A 15,805-nucleotide genomic window follows, 5' to 3' on the forward strand; every position below is an offset into this window, starting at 1 on the left:
ACTGTGTTGACTGAAACGTCACAACCGCGACCCTCGGACCCCGGGGAAACACCCAGGTGAGCGAGGTGAAAGGCCCTCTCACTAAACTGGTGCGATGAACCCCTTCGACGGCCTCGCCTGGACCAATCGTTTCGCTGGCCTGGGGCCCGACTTCTTCACCGAGCTGCCGGCCCAGGGCCTGCCCGACCCGCATTGGGTGGCGCAAAGCCCCGACTGCGCCCAGTTGCTCGGTTTGCCCGCCGACTGGACCACACGACCCGAAGCGCTGGCCGCCCTGTCCGGCAATGGCGCCTGGCCCGGCATGCAGCCACTGGCCTCGGTCTACAGCGGCCACCAGTTCGGCGTCTGGGCCGGCCAGCTGGGCGACGGCCGCGCGCTGTGGCTGGGCGAGCTGGACACGCCCTCGGGCCCGCAGGAACTGCAGCTCAAGGGCGGGGGCATGACGCCCTACTCCCGCCGCGGCGATGGCCGCGCGGTGCTGCGCTCGTCCATCCGCGAATTCCTTTGCTCGGAGGCTATGGCGGCGCTGGGTGTGCCGACGACGCGCGCCCTGTGCATCACCGGCTCGCGCCTGCCCGTCATCCGCGAGACGGTGGAGACGGCGGCCGTCGTCACCCGCGTCGCGCCCAGCTTCATCCGCTTCGGCCATTTCGAGCATTTCGCCCACCACGACCAGCTCGATGCGCTGCGCCGCCTGGTGGACTGGTTCATTGCCCATCACGCCCCCGAATGCGCCGACGCGCCCGAACCGGCCGTCGCGCTGTTGCGCAAGGTGTCGCTGCAGACTGCTGACCTCATCGCGCATTGGCAGGCAGTAGGTTTCTGTCATGGCGTCATGAACACGGACAACATGTCCATGCTGGGGCTCACCCTGGACTACGGGCCCTTTGGCTTCATGGATGCCTTCAACCCCGGCCATGTCTGCAACCACAGCGACGACCGCGGCCGCTACGCCTATGCGCGCCAGCCGGCCGTCGCGTTCTGGAACCTGCATGCCCTGGCCCAGGCCTTCGTGCCGCTGTTGGAGGGCGAACAGGAGGCCGCCGGCGAACGGCTGCTGGAGGCGGTGGAGGCCTACCGCGGGCGCTTCGCCGAGCAGATGCTGGGCCGACTGCGCGCCAAGCTCGGCCTGGAGGGCGAGGACGCCGGCGACCAGGCCCTGGCCGACGACTTGCTGAAGCTGATGGCCGCCTCCAGCGCCGACTTCACGATCACCTTCCGCCGCCTGTCCCGTGCGCTGAGCCAGCCTGAGCCGCTGCGCGACATGTTCATCGACCGCGAGGCCGCGGACGCCTGGCTGGCCCGCTGGCGCGCCCGCGTCACGCCGGGTGCCGAGGCGCGCATGCTGGCCATCAACCCGGCCGTCGTGCTGCGCAACCACCTCGCCGAGGGCGCCATCCGTGCCGCCCAGCAGCAGGATTTCACGGAGATCGAACGCCTGTTGAAAGTTCTGAGCCGGCCGTTCGACGAACCCGCAGTCCCCAGCGACGCGGCCCTGCCGCCCGACTGGGCCTCCACCCTCGAAGTCTCCTGCTCCTCATGAACGACAAGCCCTACCCCGTCCAGAAGACCGATGCCGAATGGCGCGAGCAGCTGGACCCCATGCAATACCAGGTCGCCCGCCATGCCGCGACGGAGCGCGCCTTCACCGGCAAGTACTGGGACCACTTCAAGGACGGCCACTACAACTGCATCGGCTGCGGCACGCCGCTGTTCGAGTCGGACACCAAGTTCGACGCCGGCTGCGGCTGGCCGAGCTACTGGGCGCCGGTCAACAGCGAGGTCATCGAGCGCGTCGTTGACCGCAGCCACGGCATGGTGCGCGTGGAAGTGCGCTGCAACAAGTGCGGCAGCCATCTCGGCCACGTCTTCCCCGACGGACCCGAGCCCAGCGGCGAGCGTTACTGCATCAACTCGGCCGCCATCGATTTCGTGAAAGACAATCCCGGCGCATGAAGTTACTGCTCGACTTTCTTCCGCTGATCCTCTTCTTCGTCGCCTTCAAGGGTGCCGAAGGTCATGCCGACGCAGCGGCCGCGTTCTCGACCGAGCATTTCGGCTTCCTCGTCTCCGGCGGCGTCGTCGGCGCCCAGGAAGCCCCCGTGCTGCTGGCCACGCTGGTCGTCATGGTCGCCACGCTGGCCCAGGCGGCCATCCTGAAGCTGCGCGGCAAGAAGATCGACCTGATGCTGTGGATCAGCCTGGTGCTGGTCGTGACCCTGGGCGGCGCCACCGTCTGGTTCCACAACGAGACTTTCATCAAGTGGAAGCCCACCGGCCTGCACTGGGCCATGGCGCTGACGCTGTGGATCTCCCAGGCCTGGTTCGGCAAGAACCTGATCCAGGCCATGCTCGGCACCGAGCTGCAGCTGCCCGACGCCATCTGGCTGCGACTGAACCGGGCCTGGGTGCTGTTCTTCGCCGTCATGGGCGTGGCCAACCTCTACGTGGCCTATCACTTCTCGACCTCGGCCTGGGCCAACTTCAAGGTCTTCGGCGTGACCGGCCTCATCGTGCTGTTCACGCTCGCCCAGGGCCTCTACCTCAGCAAGCATCTGCCGCCCGAAGAGGACACGCCGTCGTGATCGCCACCGAGATCGAACGCCGGCTGCGCGCCGAGCTCGCGCCGACCGAACTGAGCATCCGCGACGACAGCGCCCAGCATGCCGGTCACGCCGGCGCCCGCGAGGGCGGCCACTTTCACGTGGCTGTCCGGTCGGACCGCTTTACCGGCCTGCAAAGATTGGCCCGTCACCGCCTCGTTTATCATTGTTTGTCCGACCTGATGCAGCGCGGCATCCACGCGCTGGCCATCGACGCCCGCGCCCCGGGTGAACCCTGAGCCAGGTCGAGCATGATTGAACCGCGCGCCCCGCAGCCGGGCGCGATTTTTTTAGCCTGATTCACACCCCCCATCCATGAAGAAGCTTGCGCTCGCCGCCGTCGTCGCGGCCTCCATTTCGGCATTGCTGCCGGCTGCCGCAATCGCGCAGAACGTCGCCACCGTCAACGGCAAGCCCGTGCCCAAGGCGCGCGTCGAGACGCTGATCCAGCAGGTCACCAAGAGCGGCCAGCAGCAGCGCTCGCCCGAGCTCGAAGCCCAGGTCAAGGACGAGGTCGTCCGCCGCGAGATCTTCATGCAGGAAGCCGAGAAGCGCGGCATCCCCCAGGGCGCCGACTACAAGGCCCAGATGGACCTGGCCCGCCAGATGCTGCTGATCCGCGGCCTGATGGAGGACTTCAAGAGCAAGAACCCCGTCACCGACGCCGAAGCCCAGGCCGAGTACGACAAGTTCAAGGCCGCCAACACCGGCAGCGAATACCGTGCCCGCCACATCCTGGTCGAGAAGGAAGAGGACGCCAAGGCCCTCATCGCCCAGATCAAGGGCGGCGCCAACTTCGAGGAGCTGGCCAAGAAGAACTCCAAGGACACCGGCTCCGCCGCCAACGGTGGCGACCTGGACTTCGCCAACCCGAACAACTTCGTGCCCGAATTCAGCAAGGCCATGACGGCCCTGCAAAAGGGCGAGATGACGCAGGAGCCGGTGAAGAGCCAGTTCGGCTACCACATCATCAAGCTCGAAGACATCCGCCCCGCCACCTTCCCGGCCTTCGACGACGTCAAGGCCCAGATCAAGCAGCGCATCGAGCAGCAGAAGATGGCCGAGTTCCAGGAAGGCCTGATCAAGAAGGCCAAGACGGACTACACCTTCAGCAAGTAAGCCGCCGCGCGGTTCGCTTCCCCGAAGACCCGCTCCGGCGGGTCTTCTGCCATCTGGACCCTGAACCCTTCCACACCATGTCCGACGCCCTCAGCACCCGCCTCGTCCACGCCGCCGGTGGCGACCGCCAATCCGGCGGTGTCCACGTGCCCGTCCACCCTTCGGTGCAATACGCCTACGAGAACGTCGAGGACCTGATCGGCGTCTTCCAGGGCAAGGTCAAGGGCAGCTTCAACTACGCCCGCCAGGGCACACCGACAACGGCGGCGCTGGAGGCCGTCATCACCGAGCTCGAGGGCGGCACCGGCACGGTCAGCTTCGCCACCGGCATGGCGGCCCTCAGCGCCCTCTTCCTGACCCTGCTCAAGGCCGGCGACCACCTCGTCACCAGCGCCCGCGTCTTCGGCAACACCAACAGCCTGTTCCAGACGCTGGAGGGGCTGGGCATCGCGGTCAGCCGCGTCGACGCCGGTGATGTCGCCGCCGTGCAGGCCGCGCTGCGGCCCGAGACGCGCATGGTCTTCGTCGAGACCATTGCCAACCCCAGCACCCGCATTCCCGAGCTCGAAGGCCTGGGCACGCTATGCCGCGAGCATGGCCTGCTCTATGTCGTCGACAACACCGTCACTTCGCCGGCCCTGTGCCAGCCCAGGCGCTTCGGCGCCGGCCTGGTGATGAACTCGCTGACCAAGACCCTGGCTGGCCATGGCGAGGCCCTGGGCGGCGCCATCACCGACACCGGCTGCTTCGACTGGTCGAGCTATCCCAACATCTTTTCGGCCTACCGCCAGGGCGACCCGCGCGGCTGGGGCCTGCAGCAGATCCGCAAGAAGGGCCTGCGCGACATGGGCGGCACCCTGTCCAGCGAGGCCGCCCACCGCATCCTGGTCGGCGCCGAGACGCTGACGCTGCGCCTGCAGCGCAGCAGCGAAACCGCCCTCACCTTGGCCCGCCATCTGGCGGCGCATCCCGCCATCGCCAAGGTGCACTACCCGCTGTTGGAGAGCCACCCCGAGCACGCCGAGGCCAAGGCCTGGTTCGGCAGCGGCTCCTGGATGATGAGTTTCGAATTGCGCGCGCCCGAGCGCATCGTCGAGGTGCTGAACCGCTTGCGCCTGCCGCTCAAGGCCACCGGCCTGGCCGACACGCGCACGCTGATCATCCCCGTCGCGCCGACCATCTTCTGGGAGATGGGCCGCGAAGCGCGCGCCGCCATGGGCATTGCCGAAGGCCTGGTGCGGTTGTCCGTGGGCCTGGAAGCGGCCGAGGACCTGATCGCCGACTTCGACCAGGCGCTCGCTTAAGCCGCGAGGCGCCCGGCTTCGATACGGAGCTGGCGCTCGCAGCGCGCCGCGATCTCACGGTCGTGGGTCACGAGCACCAGCGTCGTGCCGGCTTCGCGGTTGAGTTCGAACATCAGCTCCATCACCGAGGCACCGGTCGCGAAATCCAGGCTGCCCGTCGGCTCGTCGGCCAGCAGCAGGGCCGGGCGCAGCACGAAGGCGCGCGCCAGCGCCACGCGCTGTTGCTCGCCGCCCGACAGCACGCGCGGATAGTGGCCCAGGCGCTCGCCCAGACCGACGCGGGCCAGCATGGCCGCGGCCTGCTCGCGCGCGTCGCGTTCGCCGCGCAATTCCAGCGGCAGCATGACGTTCTCCAGCGCCGTCAGATTGGGCAAGAGTTGAAAGCTCTGGAACACAAAGCCGAGTTCCCGGGCGCGCACGGCGGCGCGCTCGTCCTCGTCCAGCGTGAACAGGTCCTGGCCGCGCAGCTTCACCGAGCCGTCGCTGGGCGTGTCCAGGCCCGCGAGGATGGCCAGCAGCGTGCTCTTGCCCGAGCCGGAGGCGCCGACGATGGCGACCGACTCCTGGGCGGTCAGCTCGAAGCTGATGTCATGCAGAATCGTCAGCTCCCCGGTCGCGTCGCGCACGCGCTTGGTGATCTGGTCAACTTGAACAAGGGCTTCGGGCATGTCGGGACTGCGGCGGCGATGGGTGTTGGCGCACTTTAGCCTGGGGGCTCTGGCGAGCTGGTCGTCAGGGGTTGCTGCGGCCGCCGAGGCGCCGGTGGTGCTGGTCGTCGGCGACAGCCTGTCGGCCGAATATGGCCTCAAGGCCGGCGACGGCTGGGTGGCCCTGCTGCAAAAGCGCCTGGCCGAACAGAAGAAGCCCTACCGCGTCGTCAATGCCAGCATCAGCGGCGACACCACCTCGGGCGGCCGCAGCCGCCTGCCGGTGGCCCTGCGCACCCACAAGCCGGCCATCGTCATCCTCGAGCTGGGTGGCAATGACGCGCTACGCGGCCTGCCGCTGGCGAGCACGCGCGACAACCTGCTGGCCATGGCGCGCGCGGCCCAGGAGGCCGGCGCCAAGGTCGTGATCGCCGGCATGCAGGTGCCACCCAATTACGGCACGGCCTACGGCAAGGAATTTGCCGAGCTGTTCGAACAGGTCGCCAAGCAGGCCAAGGCCGCCCTGGTGCCGTTTCTGCTCAAGGGCGTCGCGGACCGGGCGGACGCCATGGACTGGTTCCAGGGCGACCGCATCCACCCCCTGGCCAAGGCGCACCCGCTGATGCTGGACAACGTCTGGCCGGCCCTGAAGCCGCTGCTGTAAGGGCTTCTAGCGCTCGTTCTGCCGCGGCTGGTCACCGCGGCGCTCCTTGGCCGGGCCGTCCTGGCGGCCGCGCTGCGGACCTTCGTCGCGCGGTTGGGCGCGAGGTTGGGCCTGCGGCTGGGGTTGCGGCTGCGGCACCTGGACGCGCGGAGGCTCGGCCTGACGCTGAGGTTCAGGCTGGGGCATACGGCGCTGCTGTTCCTCACGACGCTGCTGCATCTCGCGCTGCTGCATTTCGCGCTGCTGCATTTCGCGCTGCTGCATCTCGCGCTGTTGTTGCTGCTGCAGATGCTGCTCGCGCTGCTGCATCTCCTCGCGGCGCTGCTGCATCTCACGCTGCTGGGCTTCGCGGTGCTGGGCATCGCGTTGCTGCATCTCGCGCTGCTGTTGGGCTTCGCGTTGCTGAGCCTCGCGCTGCTGGGCTTCGCGCTGCTGCATGTCGCGCTGTTGGGCCTCACGCTGCTGTTGCTGGGCGCGCCAGGGCATGTTGTCGCCGCCGCGCTGCGGCTGCTCCACGCCCGGGCGAGGCTGAGGCTGCTGCTGGGGCAGCTGAGCCTGCTGGGGCTGCGGCACGACGACAGGCATGGCCGGCTGGGCCAGCGCGGGCACCGGAGCCTGCGGTTGCCCTTCGGGGCGATCACGGCGCAGGGGAAGCTGGCCCTGGCTGCGCCAGCCCATATTGGCCTCAGGCGGACGCGGCGTGCGGCGCGGCAGCTCCGCCTCGGGCGGGCGTGTCGGAGCGGCGGGCAGCACCGCGGCGAGGTCGCCACGGCCCGGCGCCGTCGGCAGCGGGCGGTTCCAACCCGGTTCGGGCTTGCGGTCGGGGCCACGCACTGGCAGGGGCTGGATGGCGGCACCAGGTGCCGGCAAGGTGCTGACAGCGGCGGGGACGTCGCGGTAGCGGTGCGGGCGCTGCACGGTCACCGGGTCGCGCACGTCGCGCGGGTCGTTGATGCGGTTCACATAGCGCGGGCTGTGGTGATAGGCCGGCCGGTAGACCTCGCGCGGCGCCAGCGGATACCAGCCGTAGCGCGGCGGCGGCGGGCGGCTGCCGATGCTGATGCCGACGCTGACGGACCCGCTGCCCACCCAGCCCACCAGGGCCGGCGCATAGACGGGCCGATGCACATAGGCCCCTGGGGCCCAGCACCAGCGGCCGCCCCAGTTCACCCAGCGTCCATAGTGGAAGGGCGCGAAGCCCCAGGGGCTGTCGTCCACCCAGGTCCAGCCCCAGTGGCGCGACCAGGTCCAGCGGCCATAGCGGTAGGGTGCCCAGTCGGCCACGGCGATGGTGGTCGGGATCCAGACCGTGCCGTACTCGGGCGCGGTCTCCCAGCGGCCATAGCGGTCCAGATCCTCGGCGCCGGTCATCTCGGGCGAGACATAGCGGGCGACGGGGCGCTCGCCCTCCTCGCGGCTTTCGGCCAGCACCCAGTCGCCGAAGCCATCGCTGTACAGCGGCGAGCGCTCGGCGCGCGGGCCATCGGGCCACCAGAGCTCAACCTGCTCGCCGGTGCCCATGTGCACGGGCGAGGCGGCGCGCGCCCACTCGAAGCGCATGCGGCCCTGCCAGACATAGATCTTGCTGCCACGGTCCAGCTGCTCGACGCGATAGAGGCCTTCGCGCTCGGGCTGGGCCGTGCCCTCGCGGGTGCGCAGCCGCGTCTCAGCGGCGTTCTCGGGCGAGCGCAGGCGCAGGGCGACATCGCCGCGGTCGATCTGCAGCAGGGTCTGGCCTTCGTCGAGCTGGCTCAGCTCCAGGTCGCTGCGCTCGTCGATCCAGATCGTCGTCGAACCGGTGCGCAGGCTGATGCGGGCGCGATCGTCGGTGCGCACGCGGTCGCCTTCGCCGATGGTCTGGTTGCGCGTCAGGCGTGTCCATTCACGGGTGTCGTGGTCGAACAGCCAGGCGTCGCCAATGACGTCGACGACACGGGCCGCACGGGTGGGCGGGTCGCGGTCGGTGTCCTGGGCCTGGACGGCCGGTGCGATGGCGATCAGCAGGGTCAGGGCCAGCGTGCGCCAGCTGCTGCGCTTCAGGACAAGCTTGGATTCGATGGACGTGGTCATGAGCCGATGCTCCTTTACGCTTGCGCAACGCACAAGCCCCGCTCGCGGTGCACCGCGCTTACAAGTTTTGCAATCAGTCGTCGTCCGACGCCGGGTCCAGTTCGGGAAAAAGCACCGAGGTGTAGCCAAAGCGCGCGAAGTTCTTCACCCGCATCGGATAGAGGATGCCGTCCAGGTGATCGCACTCATGCTGCACGACACGGGCGTGGAAGCCGTCGGCGATGCGGTCGATGGGCTGGCCCTCGGCATCGAAACCGGTGTAGCGGATGCGCTCGTCGCGCTCGACGACGCCGCGCAGGCCAGGCACCGACAAGCAGCCTTCCCAGCCCTCGGTGCGGCCGCCGTCCAGCACCTCGATGACCGGGTTGATCAGCACGGTGGGCGGCACCGGCGGCGCGTCCGGGTAGCGGACGTTCTTGGTGTAGCCGAAGATGACCAGGCGCAGGTCCACGCCGATCTGCGGCGCGGCCAGGCCGGCGCCGTTGGCGGCAGCCATGGTCTCGAACATGTCGGCGATCAGCAACTTCAATTCGGGCGTGCCGAATTCGGTGATCGGCTGGGCAACGCGCAGCAAGCGCGGGTCGCCCATCTTCAGAATCTCGTGAACGGCCACCCGGGCCTCCTTCGGCTATCGTGACCGGCGATTCTAGGAAGCCCCGCATGCTTGATTTCATCGAAGACCTCGGCCACGGCATCTACGCCATCGACACCGGCTTCCAGCGCCCGCGCTTCGACGCAGCCTATCTGATGGTGGAGAACGGCCACGCCGCCTTCATCGACACCGGCACCAACCACGCCGTGCCGCGCCTGCTGGCCGCGCTGAATGCGCTGGGGCTGGCGACCGATGCCGTGGACTGGGTCATTCCGACCCACGTCCATCTCGACCATGCCGGCGGCGTCGGCCTGCTGATGGAGGCTCTGCCCCGCGCCCGCGCCCTCGTCCACCCGCGCGGCCTGCGCCATATGGTGGACCCGAAAGCGCTGTGGCTGGGCGCCCTGGCCGTCTATGGCGACGAGGAGATGCAGCGCAGCTATGGCAAGCTGGTGCCGGTGCCGGCCGAGCGCGCCGAGGCCACGCACGACGAGCAGATCGTCCATCTCGCCGGCCGGCCGCTGCGCTTCATCGACAGCCCCGGCCACGCCAAGCACCACCACGCCATCTGGGACGAGAAAAGCCGCAGCTGGTTCACCGGCGACACCTTCGGCCTGTCCTACCGCGCCTTCGACGTCGACGGCCGCGCCTGGATCCTGCCCACCAGCACGCCGGTGCAGTTCGAGCCCGAGGCGCTGAAGGCCACCGTGGCCCGCCTGCTGGCCGCCGAGCCGGTCGCCATGCAGGTCACCCACTACGGCCGCATCGGCGGCTCGGTGGCAGAGGTACAGCGCCTGGCCGCCGTGATGCTGGAGCAGGTGGACGAGATGGTCGCCCTGGCCCAGTTGCTGAAAGACGCGCCCAACCGCCATGAAACCCTCAAGGGCGGCCTGTTGGCCGCCTATCTGGCCCGCGTGCAAGGCCATGGCTACCGCGGCGACATGGCCGCGGCGGCGGATTGGCTGGCCCTGGACGCCGAGTTGAACGCCCAGGGCCTGGAAGTGATGCTGGACCGCCCGGCCCGCTGACGGGGCGACGCGCCCCGTCGCGGTGCATCGCGCCGCACCGCCCCTGTGCCAGCTGCAGGCCGGCTCATGGGTGATGCCCCTTTTCTGGCGCAGGCATGGTCCTTGCGAAGCAGGAGGTGAGGCGCCGCGCTGAAGCGGCCCTCTGCTTCCGCAGAAGCATCGCCAAAGGCGGCGAACCTCATCTTCCGGCCCCGACCGAGCAGACCGCTGCTCTCGGGGCCTTCTTACTGGTGGCTCCGATCCGGCCCTGCAAGGCCGGATCGGCGCAGCCTGCTTCGCCCAGAACAGACATGCAGCACATCGTCCTCATCGGCCACGGAATGGTGGGCCAGAAATTTCTCGAGTCCCTCGCGGAGGGCCCCGCTGCCGCCGACGTGCAGGTGACGGTGCTGTGCGAGGAGCCGCGCCCGGCCTATGACCGCGTGCATCTGTCCGAGTTCTTCTCGGGTAAATCGGCCGAGGATCTGTCCCTGGTGCCCGCGGGCTTCTTCGAGAAGACCGGCTTCCAGCTGCGCCTGGGCGCCAAGGCCGTGGCCATCGAGCGCCGCGACCACAGCATCACGCTGGCCGACGGCGAGGTCATCCATTACGACAAGCTGGTGCTGGCCACCGGTTCCTACCCCTTCGTGCCGTCCGTGCCGGGCCGCGATCGCCCGCACTGCCATGTCTACCGCACCATCGAAGACCTGGAGGCCATGCAGGCCAGCGGCAGGGTCTCCAAGAGCGGCGTCGTCATCGGCGGCGGCCTGCTGGGACTGGAATGCGCCAAGGCCCTGCGCGATATGGGCCTGCACACCCATGTCGTCGAGTTCGCGCCACGCCTGATGGCCGTGCAGATCGACGAGACCGGCGGCCGCGTGCTGCGCGAAAAGATCGAGGCCCTGGGCGTCGAGGTCCATACCAACCGCAACACCGTCGAGATCACCGACGGCGCCATGGCCCGCCACCGCCTCGTCTTCAACGACGGCACCTGGCTGGAAACCGACATGCTGGTCTTCTCCGCCGGCATCCGCCCGCGTGACGAAGTGGCCCGCCAATGCGTGCTGGCCATCGGCCCGCGCGGCGGCGTCGTCATCGACGACCACTGCCGCACCAGCGACCGCAACGTCTACGCCATCGGCGAGGTGGCGGCCTGGAACGAGCAGACCTTTGGCCTGGTCGCCCCCGGCTATGAGATGGCCCGCGTGGCGGCCCGCCACATCGCCGGCGACACCGAGGCCGCCTTCCCCGGTGCCGACCTCAGCACCAAGCTCAAGCTGATGGGCGTGGACGTGGCCAGCATCGGCGACGCCCATGGAAAGACGGCCAAGAGCCGCAGCTACCAGTTCGTCGACGAGCGCAAGCAGGTCTACAAGAAGATCGTCGTCAGCGAAGACGGCGAGAAGCTGCTTGGCGCCGTGCTGGTGGGCGATGCGGCCGAGTACGGCACGCTGCAGCAGATGCAGCTCAACGGCATCAAGCTGCCGGCCGACCCCGAGTTCCTCATCCTGCCCAGCAGCGACGGCAAGGCCAAGGTCGGCCTCGGGCCCGACGCCCTGCCCGACAGCGCCCAGCTCTGCTCCTGCAACAGCGTCAGCAAGGGCCAGATCTGCGCGGCCGTCGGCGAAGGCGCGACGACCATTGGCGCCCTCAAGGCCTGCACCAAGGCCGGCGCCACCTGCGGCGGCTGCGTGCCCCTGGTCACCCAGGTCATGAAGTTCGAGATGGCCAAGCGCGGCATGGCCGTCAACAACCATCTCTGCGAGCACTTCCCGCATTCGCGCCAGGAGCTGTATCACCTGATCCGCGTCGGCGGCATCAAGACCTTCAGCGACCTGCTGCACAAGCACGGCACCGGCTTGGGCTGCGACATCTGCAAGCCCGCCGCGGCCAGCATCTTCGCGTCCTGCTGGAACGACTTCGTGCTGCAGCCCGAACTGGCGGCGCTGCAAGACAGCAACGACTACTACCTCGGCAATATCCAGAAGGACGGCAGCTACTCGGTGGTGCCGCGCATGCCGGGCGGCGAAGTCACGCCCGACGGCCTCATCGCCGTCGGCCAGGTGGCCAAGAAATACGGCCTGTACACCAAGATCACCGGCGGCGCGCGCGTCGACATGTTCGGCGCCCGCGTCGAGCAGCTGCCCTTCATCTGGGAGGAGCTGATCGCCGCCGGCTTCGAGAGCGGCCACGCCTATGGCAAGGCCCTGCGCACGGTGAAGAGCTGCGTCGGCAGCACCTGGTGCCGCTACGGCGTGGACGACTCGGTCGGCCTGGCCGTCGAGATCGAGAACCGCTACAAGGGCCTGCGCGCGCCGCACAAGATCAAGTTCGGCGTCTCGGGCTGCACGCGGGAATGCGCCGAGGCCCAGGGCAAGGACGTCGGCATCATCGCCACCGACAAGGGCTGGAACCTCTACGTCGCCGGCAATGGCGGCATGAAGCCGCGCCACGCCGAGCTGATCGCCAGCGACCTCAGCAAGGCCGACCTGATCAAGTACATCGACCGCTTCCTGATGTTCTATGTGCGCACGGCCGACCGCCTGCAGCGCACCAGCACCTGGCGCGACAACCTCGAAGGTGGCCTGGACTATCTGAAGGACGTCGTCATCAACGACAGCCTGGGTCTTGGCGCCGAGCTGGAGGCGCAGATGCAGGTCGTTGTCGACACCTACCAATGCGAGTGGAAGACGGCCGTCACGACGCCCGAAGTGCGCCAGCGCTTCCGTACCTTCATCAACAGCGAGAAGCGCGACGAGCAGATCGTCTTCGTGCAGGAGCGCGGCCAGATCCGCCCGGCGCGCGCCGAAGAGCGCGATGAAGCCACCGTCTGATCAAGAAGGAAGAGCCATGACCTACACCCCCATCTGCAGCGTCGACGACATCCTGCCCAACACCGGCGTGGCCGCCCTCGTCGGCGAGCGCCATGTGGCCGTGTTCCGCGTCGGCAGCGACCGGTTCCACGCCATCGACAACATCGACCCGCGCTCCGGCGCCAGCGTGCTGGCCCGCGGCCTGATCGGCAACCTGGGCGAACGCATCGTTGTCGCGTCGCCCCTCTACAAGAACCACTTCGACCTCACCACCGGCGAATGCCTGGAAGCCCCCGAGCAATCGGTACGGGCCCATGCGGTGCAGGTGCAGGACGGCCGCGTCCTCGTGGCGCTGAACTGAACAAACCCAGGCGAAAGAGGAGACAACCCATGGCCTACGTCGTACCCACCGAATTCGTGACCAAGATGGTCGATGCCGGTGAATCCAAGCTGCTGATGTCCACGCGCGACACGCTGATCCGGGCCTATATGGCCGGCGCCATCCTGGCGCTGGCCGCGGCCTTCGCGATCACGGTCAGCGTCAACACCGGCAACCCGCTGGTCGGCGCCCTGCTCTTCCCGGTGGGTTTCATCCTGCTCTATCTGATGGGCTTCGACCTGCTGACCGGCGTGTTCACGCTGGTGCCGCTGGCCGTGCTGGACAAGCGTCCCGGGGCCACCTGGGGCGGGTGTTTGCGCAACTGGACGCTGGTGTTCTTCGGCAACTTCGCCGGGGCGATGACGGTGGCTGTCTTCATGGCCATCATCTTCACCTTTGGCTTCAGCGAGGCGCCCAATGCCGTCGGCGTCAAGATCGGCAGCATCGGCGAAGGCCGCACGGTGGGCTATGCGGCCCATGGCGCCGCCGGCATGCTGACCCTCTTCATCCGCGGCGTGCTGTGCAACTGGATGGTGTCCACCGGTGTCGTCGCGGCCATGATGTCGACCTCGGTGTCGGGCAAGGCCATCGGCATGTGGATGCCCATCATGGTGTTCTTCTACATGGGCTTCGAGCACAGCATCGTCAACATGTTCCTGTTCCCGTCAGGGCTCATGCTGGGCGGCAAGTTCACCATCATGGACTATCTGATCTGGAACGAGATCCCCACCGTCGTCGGCAACCTCGTCGGCGGCCTGACCTTCGTCGGCCTGACGCTGTACTCGACGCACTACAAGACGGCCCCCAAGCGCGTGCTGAGCTGACCCGGCCATGGGCGCGGCGCTGAGACTGGCGCTGGGCCAGCACTCCGAGGCTGGCTCCAAGCCGCTGAACCAGGACTTCCACGGCGCGGCCCTGCCGACCGACGCCCAGCGCCGCTCGCGCGGCATTGCGCTGGCGATTGCCGATGGCATCAGCAGCAGCCCGGTCAGCCAGGTGGCCAGCGCGGCCGCGGTGCGCGGCTTCCTGGAGGACTATTACGGCACCTCCGAGGCCTGGACGGTGCGCCGCGCCGCCCAATGCGTGCTGGCCGCCACCAACGGCTGGCTGCACGCCCAGACCCAACGCGGCGACGGCCGCTTCGACAAGGACAGAGGCCATGTCTGCACTTTCAGCGCCCTGGTCTTCAAGGGCCGCGAGGTGCATCTGCTGCATGTTGGCGACACGCGCGCCTACCGCGTCCACCCGACGGCGCTGGAGCAGCTGAGCCACGACCACCGCGTGCGCCTGGACGGCGGCCAGACCTATCTCGGCCGGGCCTTGGGGCTAGGCCCGCATCTGGAGATCGATCACGCCTGCTGGCCCACCGAGGTGGGCGAGACCTATCTGCTGGCCACCGACGGCGCCTACGAGCACCTGGACCCGCTGCTGGTCATCAACACCCTCGCTCGGCATGGCAACGACCTGCAGGCCGCCGCCCAGGCCCTCGTCGCCGCGGCTCTGGCGCGTGGCAGCCAGGACAACGCCACCGTCATGCTGGCCCGTGTCGAGTCCCTGCCCGACCAGCTCAGCCCCCCGGTGCGGCGCGAGCGCCTGCGCCTGCCGCCGCGGCTGGCGCCGCGCATGGAGTTCGAGGGCTATCGCGTCATCCGCGAGCTCTATGCCAGCGCGCGCAGCCAGGTCGTGCTGGCCGTCGACGCCCAGGACCGCGAATGGGCCCTCAAGCTGCCCTCCACCGACATGGGCAGCGACCCCAAGGCGCTGGACCGCTTCGCCACCGAGGAATGGGTGGCCCGACGCGTCGACAGCCCTCACGTCATCAAGGCCGCGCCGGCCGAGAAGCGCCGCGAACACCTCTTCACGGCGATGGAATTCATCACCGGCCAGACCCTGGCCCAGTGGATGACCGACCACCCGAAGCCGGGTCTCGACGAAGTGCGCCAGCTCGTCGACCAGATCGCCCGCGGCCTGCAGGCCCTGCATCGCAAGGAGATGCTGCATCAGGACCTGAGGCCCGAGAACCTGATGATCGACCGCCAGGGCACCGTCATCCTCATCGATCTGGCCTCGGCCCATGTCGCGGGCCTGAACGAGGGCCTGGGCGACGCGCGCGCCACCGACATCGCCGGCAGCCTGCAGTACACGGCGCCCGAATACTTCACCGGCGACGGCGGCACGCCGGTGTCCGAGCTGTTTTCGCTGGCCGTGCTGGCCTACCAGATGCTGACCGGCGAGCTGCCCTACGGCCTGCAGGTGCCCCAGGTGCGCGGCCCGCGCGACCTGCACAAGCTGCAATACGTACCGCTGCGCACCCGCCGCCCCGACCTGCCCGAATGGCTGGACCGCGTTCTGCGCAAGGCCCTGCACCCGCAGCCGGCACGCCGCCAGCAGGCGCTGTCCGAGTTCGCGCACGACCTCTATGCCCCCGGCCCCGAATTCATGAGCCGCGACCGCACGCCGCTGCAGCAGCGCCACCCGCTGCTGTTCTGGCGCGTGCTGACCCTGGGTTTCGGGCTATCGACCCTGGTGCTGCTCGGCCTACGTGTAACGGGCCACTAGCCCCCAAACCGAGGGAAGCACCGGTGCTCATCGCCGGCGAATATGTTT

15 protein-coding genes are annotated in these 15,805 nt (G+C 68.6%); 12 read left to right on the forward strand and 3 right to left on the reverse strand.

The genetic code is table 11. The features are described from left to right. Positions 1 to 94: 94 nt before the first annotated feature. From J2X20_RS05545 to J2X20_RS05570, 6 genes are all read left to right on the forward strand, one after another. Positions 95 to 1,543: a protein adenylyltransferase SelO gene (locus tag J2X20_RS05545; RefSeq protein WP_310261984.1), complete on the forward strand. Its 1,449-nt coding sequence runs from the start codon at positions 95 to 97 to the stop codon at positions 1,541 to 1,543. Then, entirely contained in the window at positions 1,540 to 1,956 is a 417-nt protein-coding gene (gene msrB / locus J2X20_RS05550; protein ID WP_310261986.1) for a peptide-methionine (R)-S-oxide reductase MsrB, read from the forward strand. Before J2X20_RS05545 ends, msrB begins: the two co-directional genes overlap by 4 nt. Further along, complete coding sequence (locus J2X20_RS05555; protein WP_310261988.1) at positions 1,953 to 2,585, forward strand: septation protein A; 633 nt, start codon at positions 1,953 to 1,955, stop codon at positions 2,583 to 2,585. The genes msrB and J2X20_RS05555 overlap by 4 nt, the downstream gene beginning before the upstream one ends. Further along, on the forward strand, positions 2,582 to 2,842 hold the full coding sequence (locus tag J2X20_RS05560) for a BolA family protein (RefSeq protein ID WP_310261990.1): 261 nt from the start codon (positions 2,582 to 2,584) through the stop codon (positions 2,840 to 2,842). The genes J2X20_RS05555 and J2X20_RS05560 overlap by 4 nt, the downstream gene beginning before the upstream one ends. A gap of 76 nt (positions 2,843 to 2,918) precedes the next feature. Further along, complete coding sequence (locus J2X20_RS05565; RefSeq protein ID WP_310261992.1) at positions 2,919 to 3,722, forward strand: peptidylprolyl isomerase; 804 nt, start codon at positions 2,919 to 2,921, stop codon at positions 3,720 to 3,722. Between the two features lie 77 nt (positions 3,723 to 3,799). Then, positions 3,800 to 5,026 carry a cystathionine gamma-synthase family protein gene (locus J2X20_RS05570; protein WP_310261995.1) on the forward strand — a complete coding sequence of 409 codons (1,227 nt, stop codon included), beginning with the start codon at positions 3,800 to 3,802 and terminating at the stop codon, positions 5,024 to 5,026. On the opposite strand, the gene J2X20_RS05575 is transcribed toward J2X20_RS05570, so the two are convergent. Further along, a complete protein-coding gene (locus tag J2X20_RS05575) occupies positions 5,023 to 5,694 on the reverse strand; it encodes an ABC transporter ATP-binding protein (RefSeq protein WP_310261999.1) in 672 nt (223 codons plus the stop codon). The genes J2X20_RS05570 and J2X20_RS05575 overlap by 4 nt on opposite strands. Between J2X20_RS05575 and J2X20_RS05580 the strand changes: the two genes are divergently transcribed. Next, entirely contained in the window at positions 5,693 to 6,337 is a 645-nt protein-coding gene (locus J2X20_RS05580; RefSeq protein WP_310262002.1) for an arylesterase, read from the forward strand. The two genes, J2X20_RS05575 and J2X20_RS05580, sit on opposite strands and share 2 nt — an antisense overlap. 6 nt (positions 6,338 to 6,343) lie before the next feature. Here J2X20_RS05580 and J2X20_RS05585 read toward each other — a convergent pair whose 3' ends face one another. Together J2X20_RS05585 and def are read right to left on the reverse strand one after the other, a co-directional pair. Further along, positions 6,344 to 8,407, reverse strand: coding sequence for a DUF6600 domain-containing protein (locus J2X20_RS05585; protein WP_310262005.1), 2,064 nt, complete (start codon positions 8,405 to 8,407; stop codon positions 6,344 to 6,346). A gap of 73 nt (positions 8,408 to 8,480) precedes the next feature. Next, positions 8,481 to 9,020 carry a peptide deformylase gene (gene def / locus J2X20_RS05590; RefSeq protein ID WP_310262008.1) on the reverse strand — a complete coding sequence of 180 codons (540 nt, stop codon included), beginning with the start codon at positions 9,018 to 9,020 and terminating at the stop codon, positions 8,481 to 8,483. Between the two features lie 47 nt (positions 9,021 to 9,067). Between def and J2X20_RS05595 the strand changes: the two genes are divergently transcribed. From J2X20_RS05595 to J2X20_RS05615, 5 genes are all read left to right on the forward strand, one after another. After that, positions 9,068 to 10,027: an MBL fold metallo-hydrolase gene (locus J2X20_RS05595; RefSeq protein WP_310262011.1), complete on the forward strand. Its 960-nt coding sequence runs from the start codon at positions 9,068 to 9,070 to the stop codon at positions 10,025 to 10,027. Positions 10,028 to 10,317: 290 nt separating this feature from the next. Beyond that, the gene (nirB, locus tag J2X20_RS05600) at positions 10,318 to 12,840 is read left to right on the forward strand and encodes a nitrite reductase large subunit NirB (protein ID WP_310262014.1); all 2,523 of its coding nucleotides are present in this window, start codon (positions 10,318 to 10,320) and stop codon (positions 12,838 to 12,840) included. Positions 12,841 to 12,856: 16 nt separating this feature from the next. Beyond that, on the forward strand, positions 12,857 to 13,180 hold the full coding sequence (gene nirD / locus J2X20_RS05605) for a nitrite reductase small subunit NirD (protein ID WP_310262016.1): 324 nt from the start codon (positions 12,857 to 12,859) through the stop codon (positions 13,178 to 13,180). Positions 13,181 to 13,209: 29 nt separating this feature from the next. Then, positions 13,210 to 14,022, forward strand: a complete 813-nt coding sequence (locus J2X20_RS05610) for a formate/nitrite transporter family protein (RefSeq protein ID WP_310262018.1) — start codon at positions 13,210 to 13,212, stop codon at positions 14,020 to 14,022. Between the two features lie 7 nt (positions 14,023 to 14,029). Further along, positions 14,030 to 15,757, forward strand: a complete 1,728-nt coding sequence (locus J2X20_RS05615; protein ID WP_310262020.1) for a bifunctional protein-serine/threonine kinase/phosphatase — start codon at positions 14,030 to 14,032, stop codon at positions 15,755 to 15,757. The last annotated feature ends 48 nt before the right edge of the window (positions 15,758 to 15,805 follow it).

It is taken from the genome of Roseateles saccharophilus (assembly GCF_031458095.1).
Lineage (GTDB): Bacteria > Pseudomonadota > Gammaproteobacteria > Burkholderiales > Burkholderiaceae_C > Pelomonas > Pelomonas saccharophila_A.

Bases quoted from the DNA above. Each gene is read 5' to 3' on its own strand.
- J2X20_RS05545 (WP_310261984.1), top strand. From the start codon at position 95: ATGAACCCCTTCGACGGCCTCGCCTGGACCAATCGTTTCGCTGGCCTG.
- msrB (WP_310261986.1), top strand. From the start codon at position 1,540: ATGAACGACAAGCCCTACCCCGTCCAGAAGACCGATGCCGAATGGCGC.
- J2X20_RS05555 (WP_310261988.1), top strand. From the start codon at position 1,953: ATGAAGTTACTGCTCGACTTTCTTCCGCTGATCCTCTTCTTCGTCGCC.
- J2X20_RS05565 (WP_310261992.1), top strand. From the start codon at position 2,919: ATGAAGAAGCTTGCGCTCGCCGCCGTCGTCGCGGCCTCCATTTCGGCA.
- J2X20_RS05570 (WP_310261995.1), top strand. From the start codon at position 3,800: ATGTCCGACGCCCTCAGCACCCGCCTCGTCCACGCCGCCGGTGGCGAC.
- J2X20_RS05580 (WP_310262002.1), top strand. From the start codon at position 5,693: ATGTCGGGACTGCGGCGGCGATGGGTGTTGGCGCACTTTAGCCTGGGG.
- J2X20_RS05575 (WP_310261999.1), bottom strand. From the start codon at position 5,694: ATGCCCGAAGCCCTTGTTCAAGTTGACCAGATCACCAAGCGCGTGCGC.
- J2X20_RS05585 (WP_310262005.1), bottom strand. From the start codon at position 8,407: ATGACCACGTCCATCGAATCCAAGCTTGTCCTGAAGCGCAGCAGCTGG.
- J2X20_RS05595 (WP_310262011.1), top strand. From the start codon at position 9,068: ATGCTTGATTTCATCGAAGACCTCGGCCACGGCATCTACGCCATCGAC.
- nirB (WP_310262014.1), top strand. From the start codon at position 10,318: ATGCAGCACATCGTCCTCATCGGCCACGGAATGGTGGGCCAGAAATTT.
- nirD (WP_310262016.1), top strand. From the start codon at position 12,857: ATGACCTACACCCCCATCTGCAGCGTCGACGACATCCTGCCCAACACC.
- J2X20_RS05610 (WP_310262018.1), top strand. From the start codon at position 13,210: ATGGCCTACGTCGTACCCACCGAATTCGTGACCAAGATGGTCGATGCC.
- J2X20_RS05615 (WP_310262020.1), top strand. From the start codon at position 14,030: ATGGGCGCGGCGCTGAGACTGGCGCTGGGCCAGCACTCCGAGGCTGGC.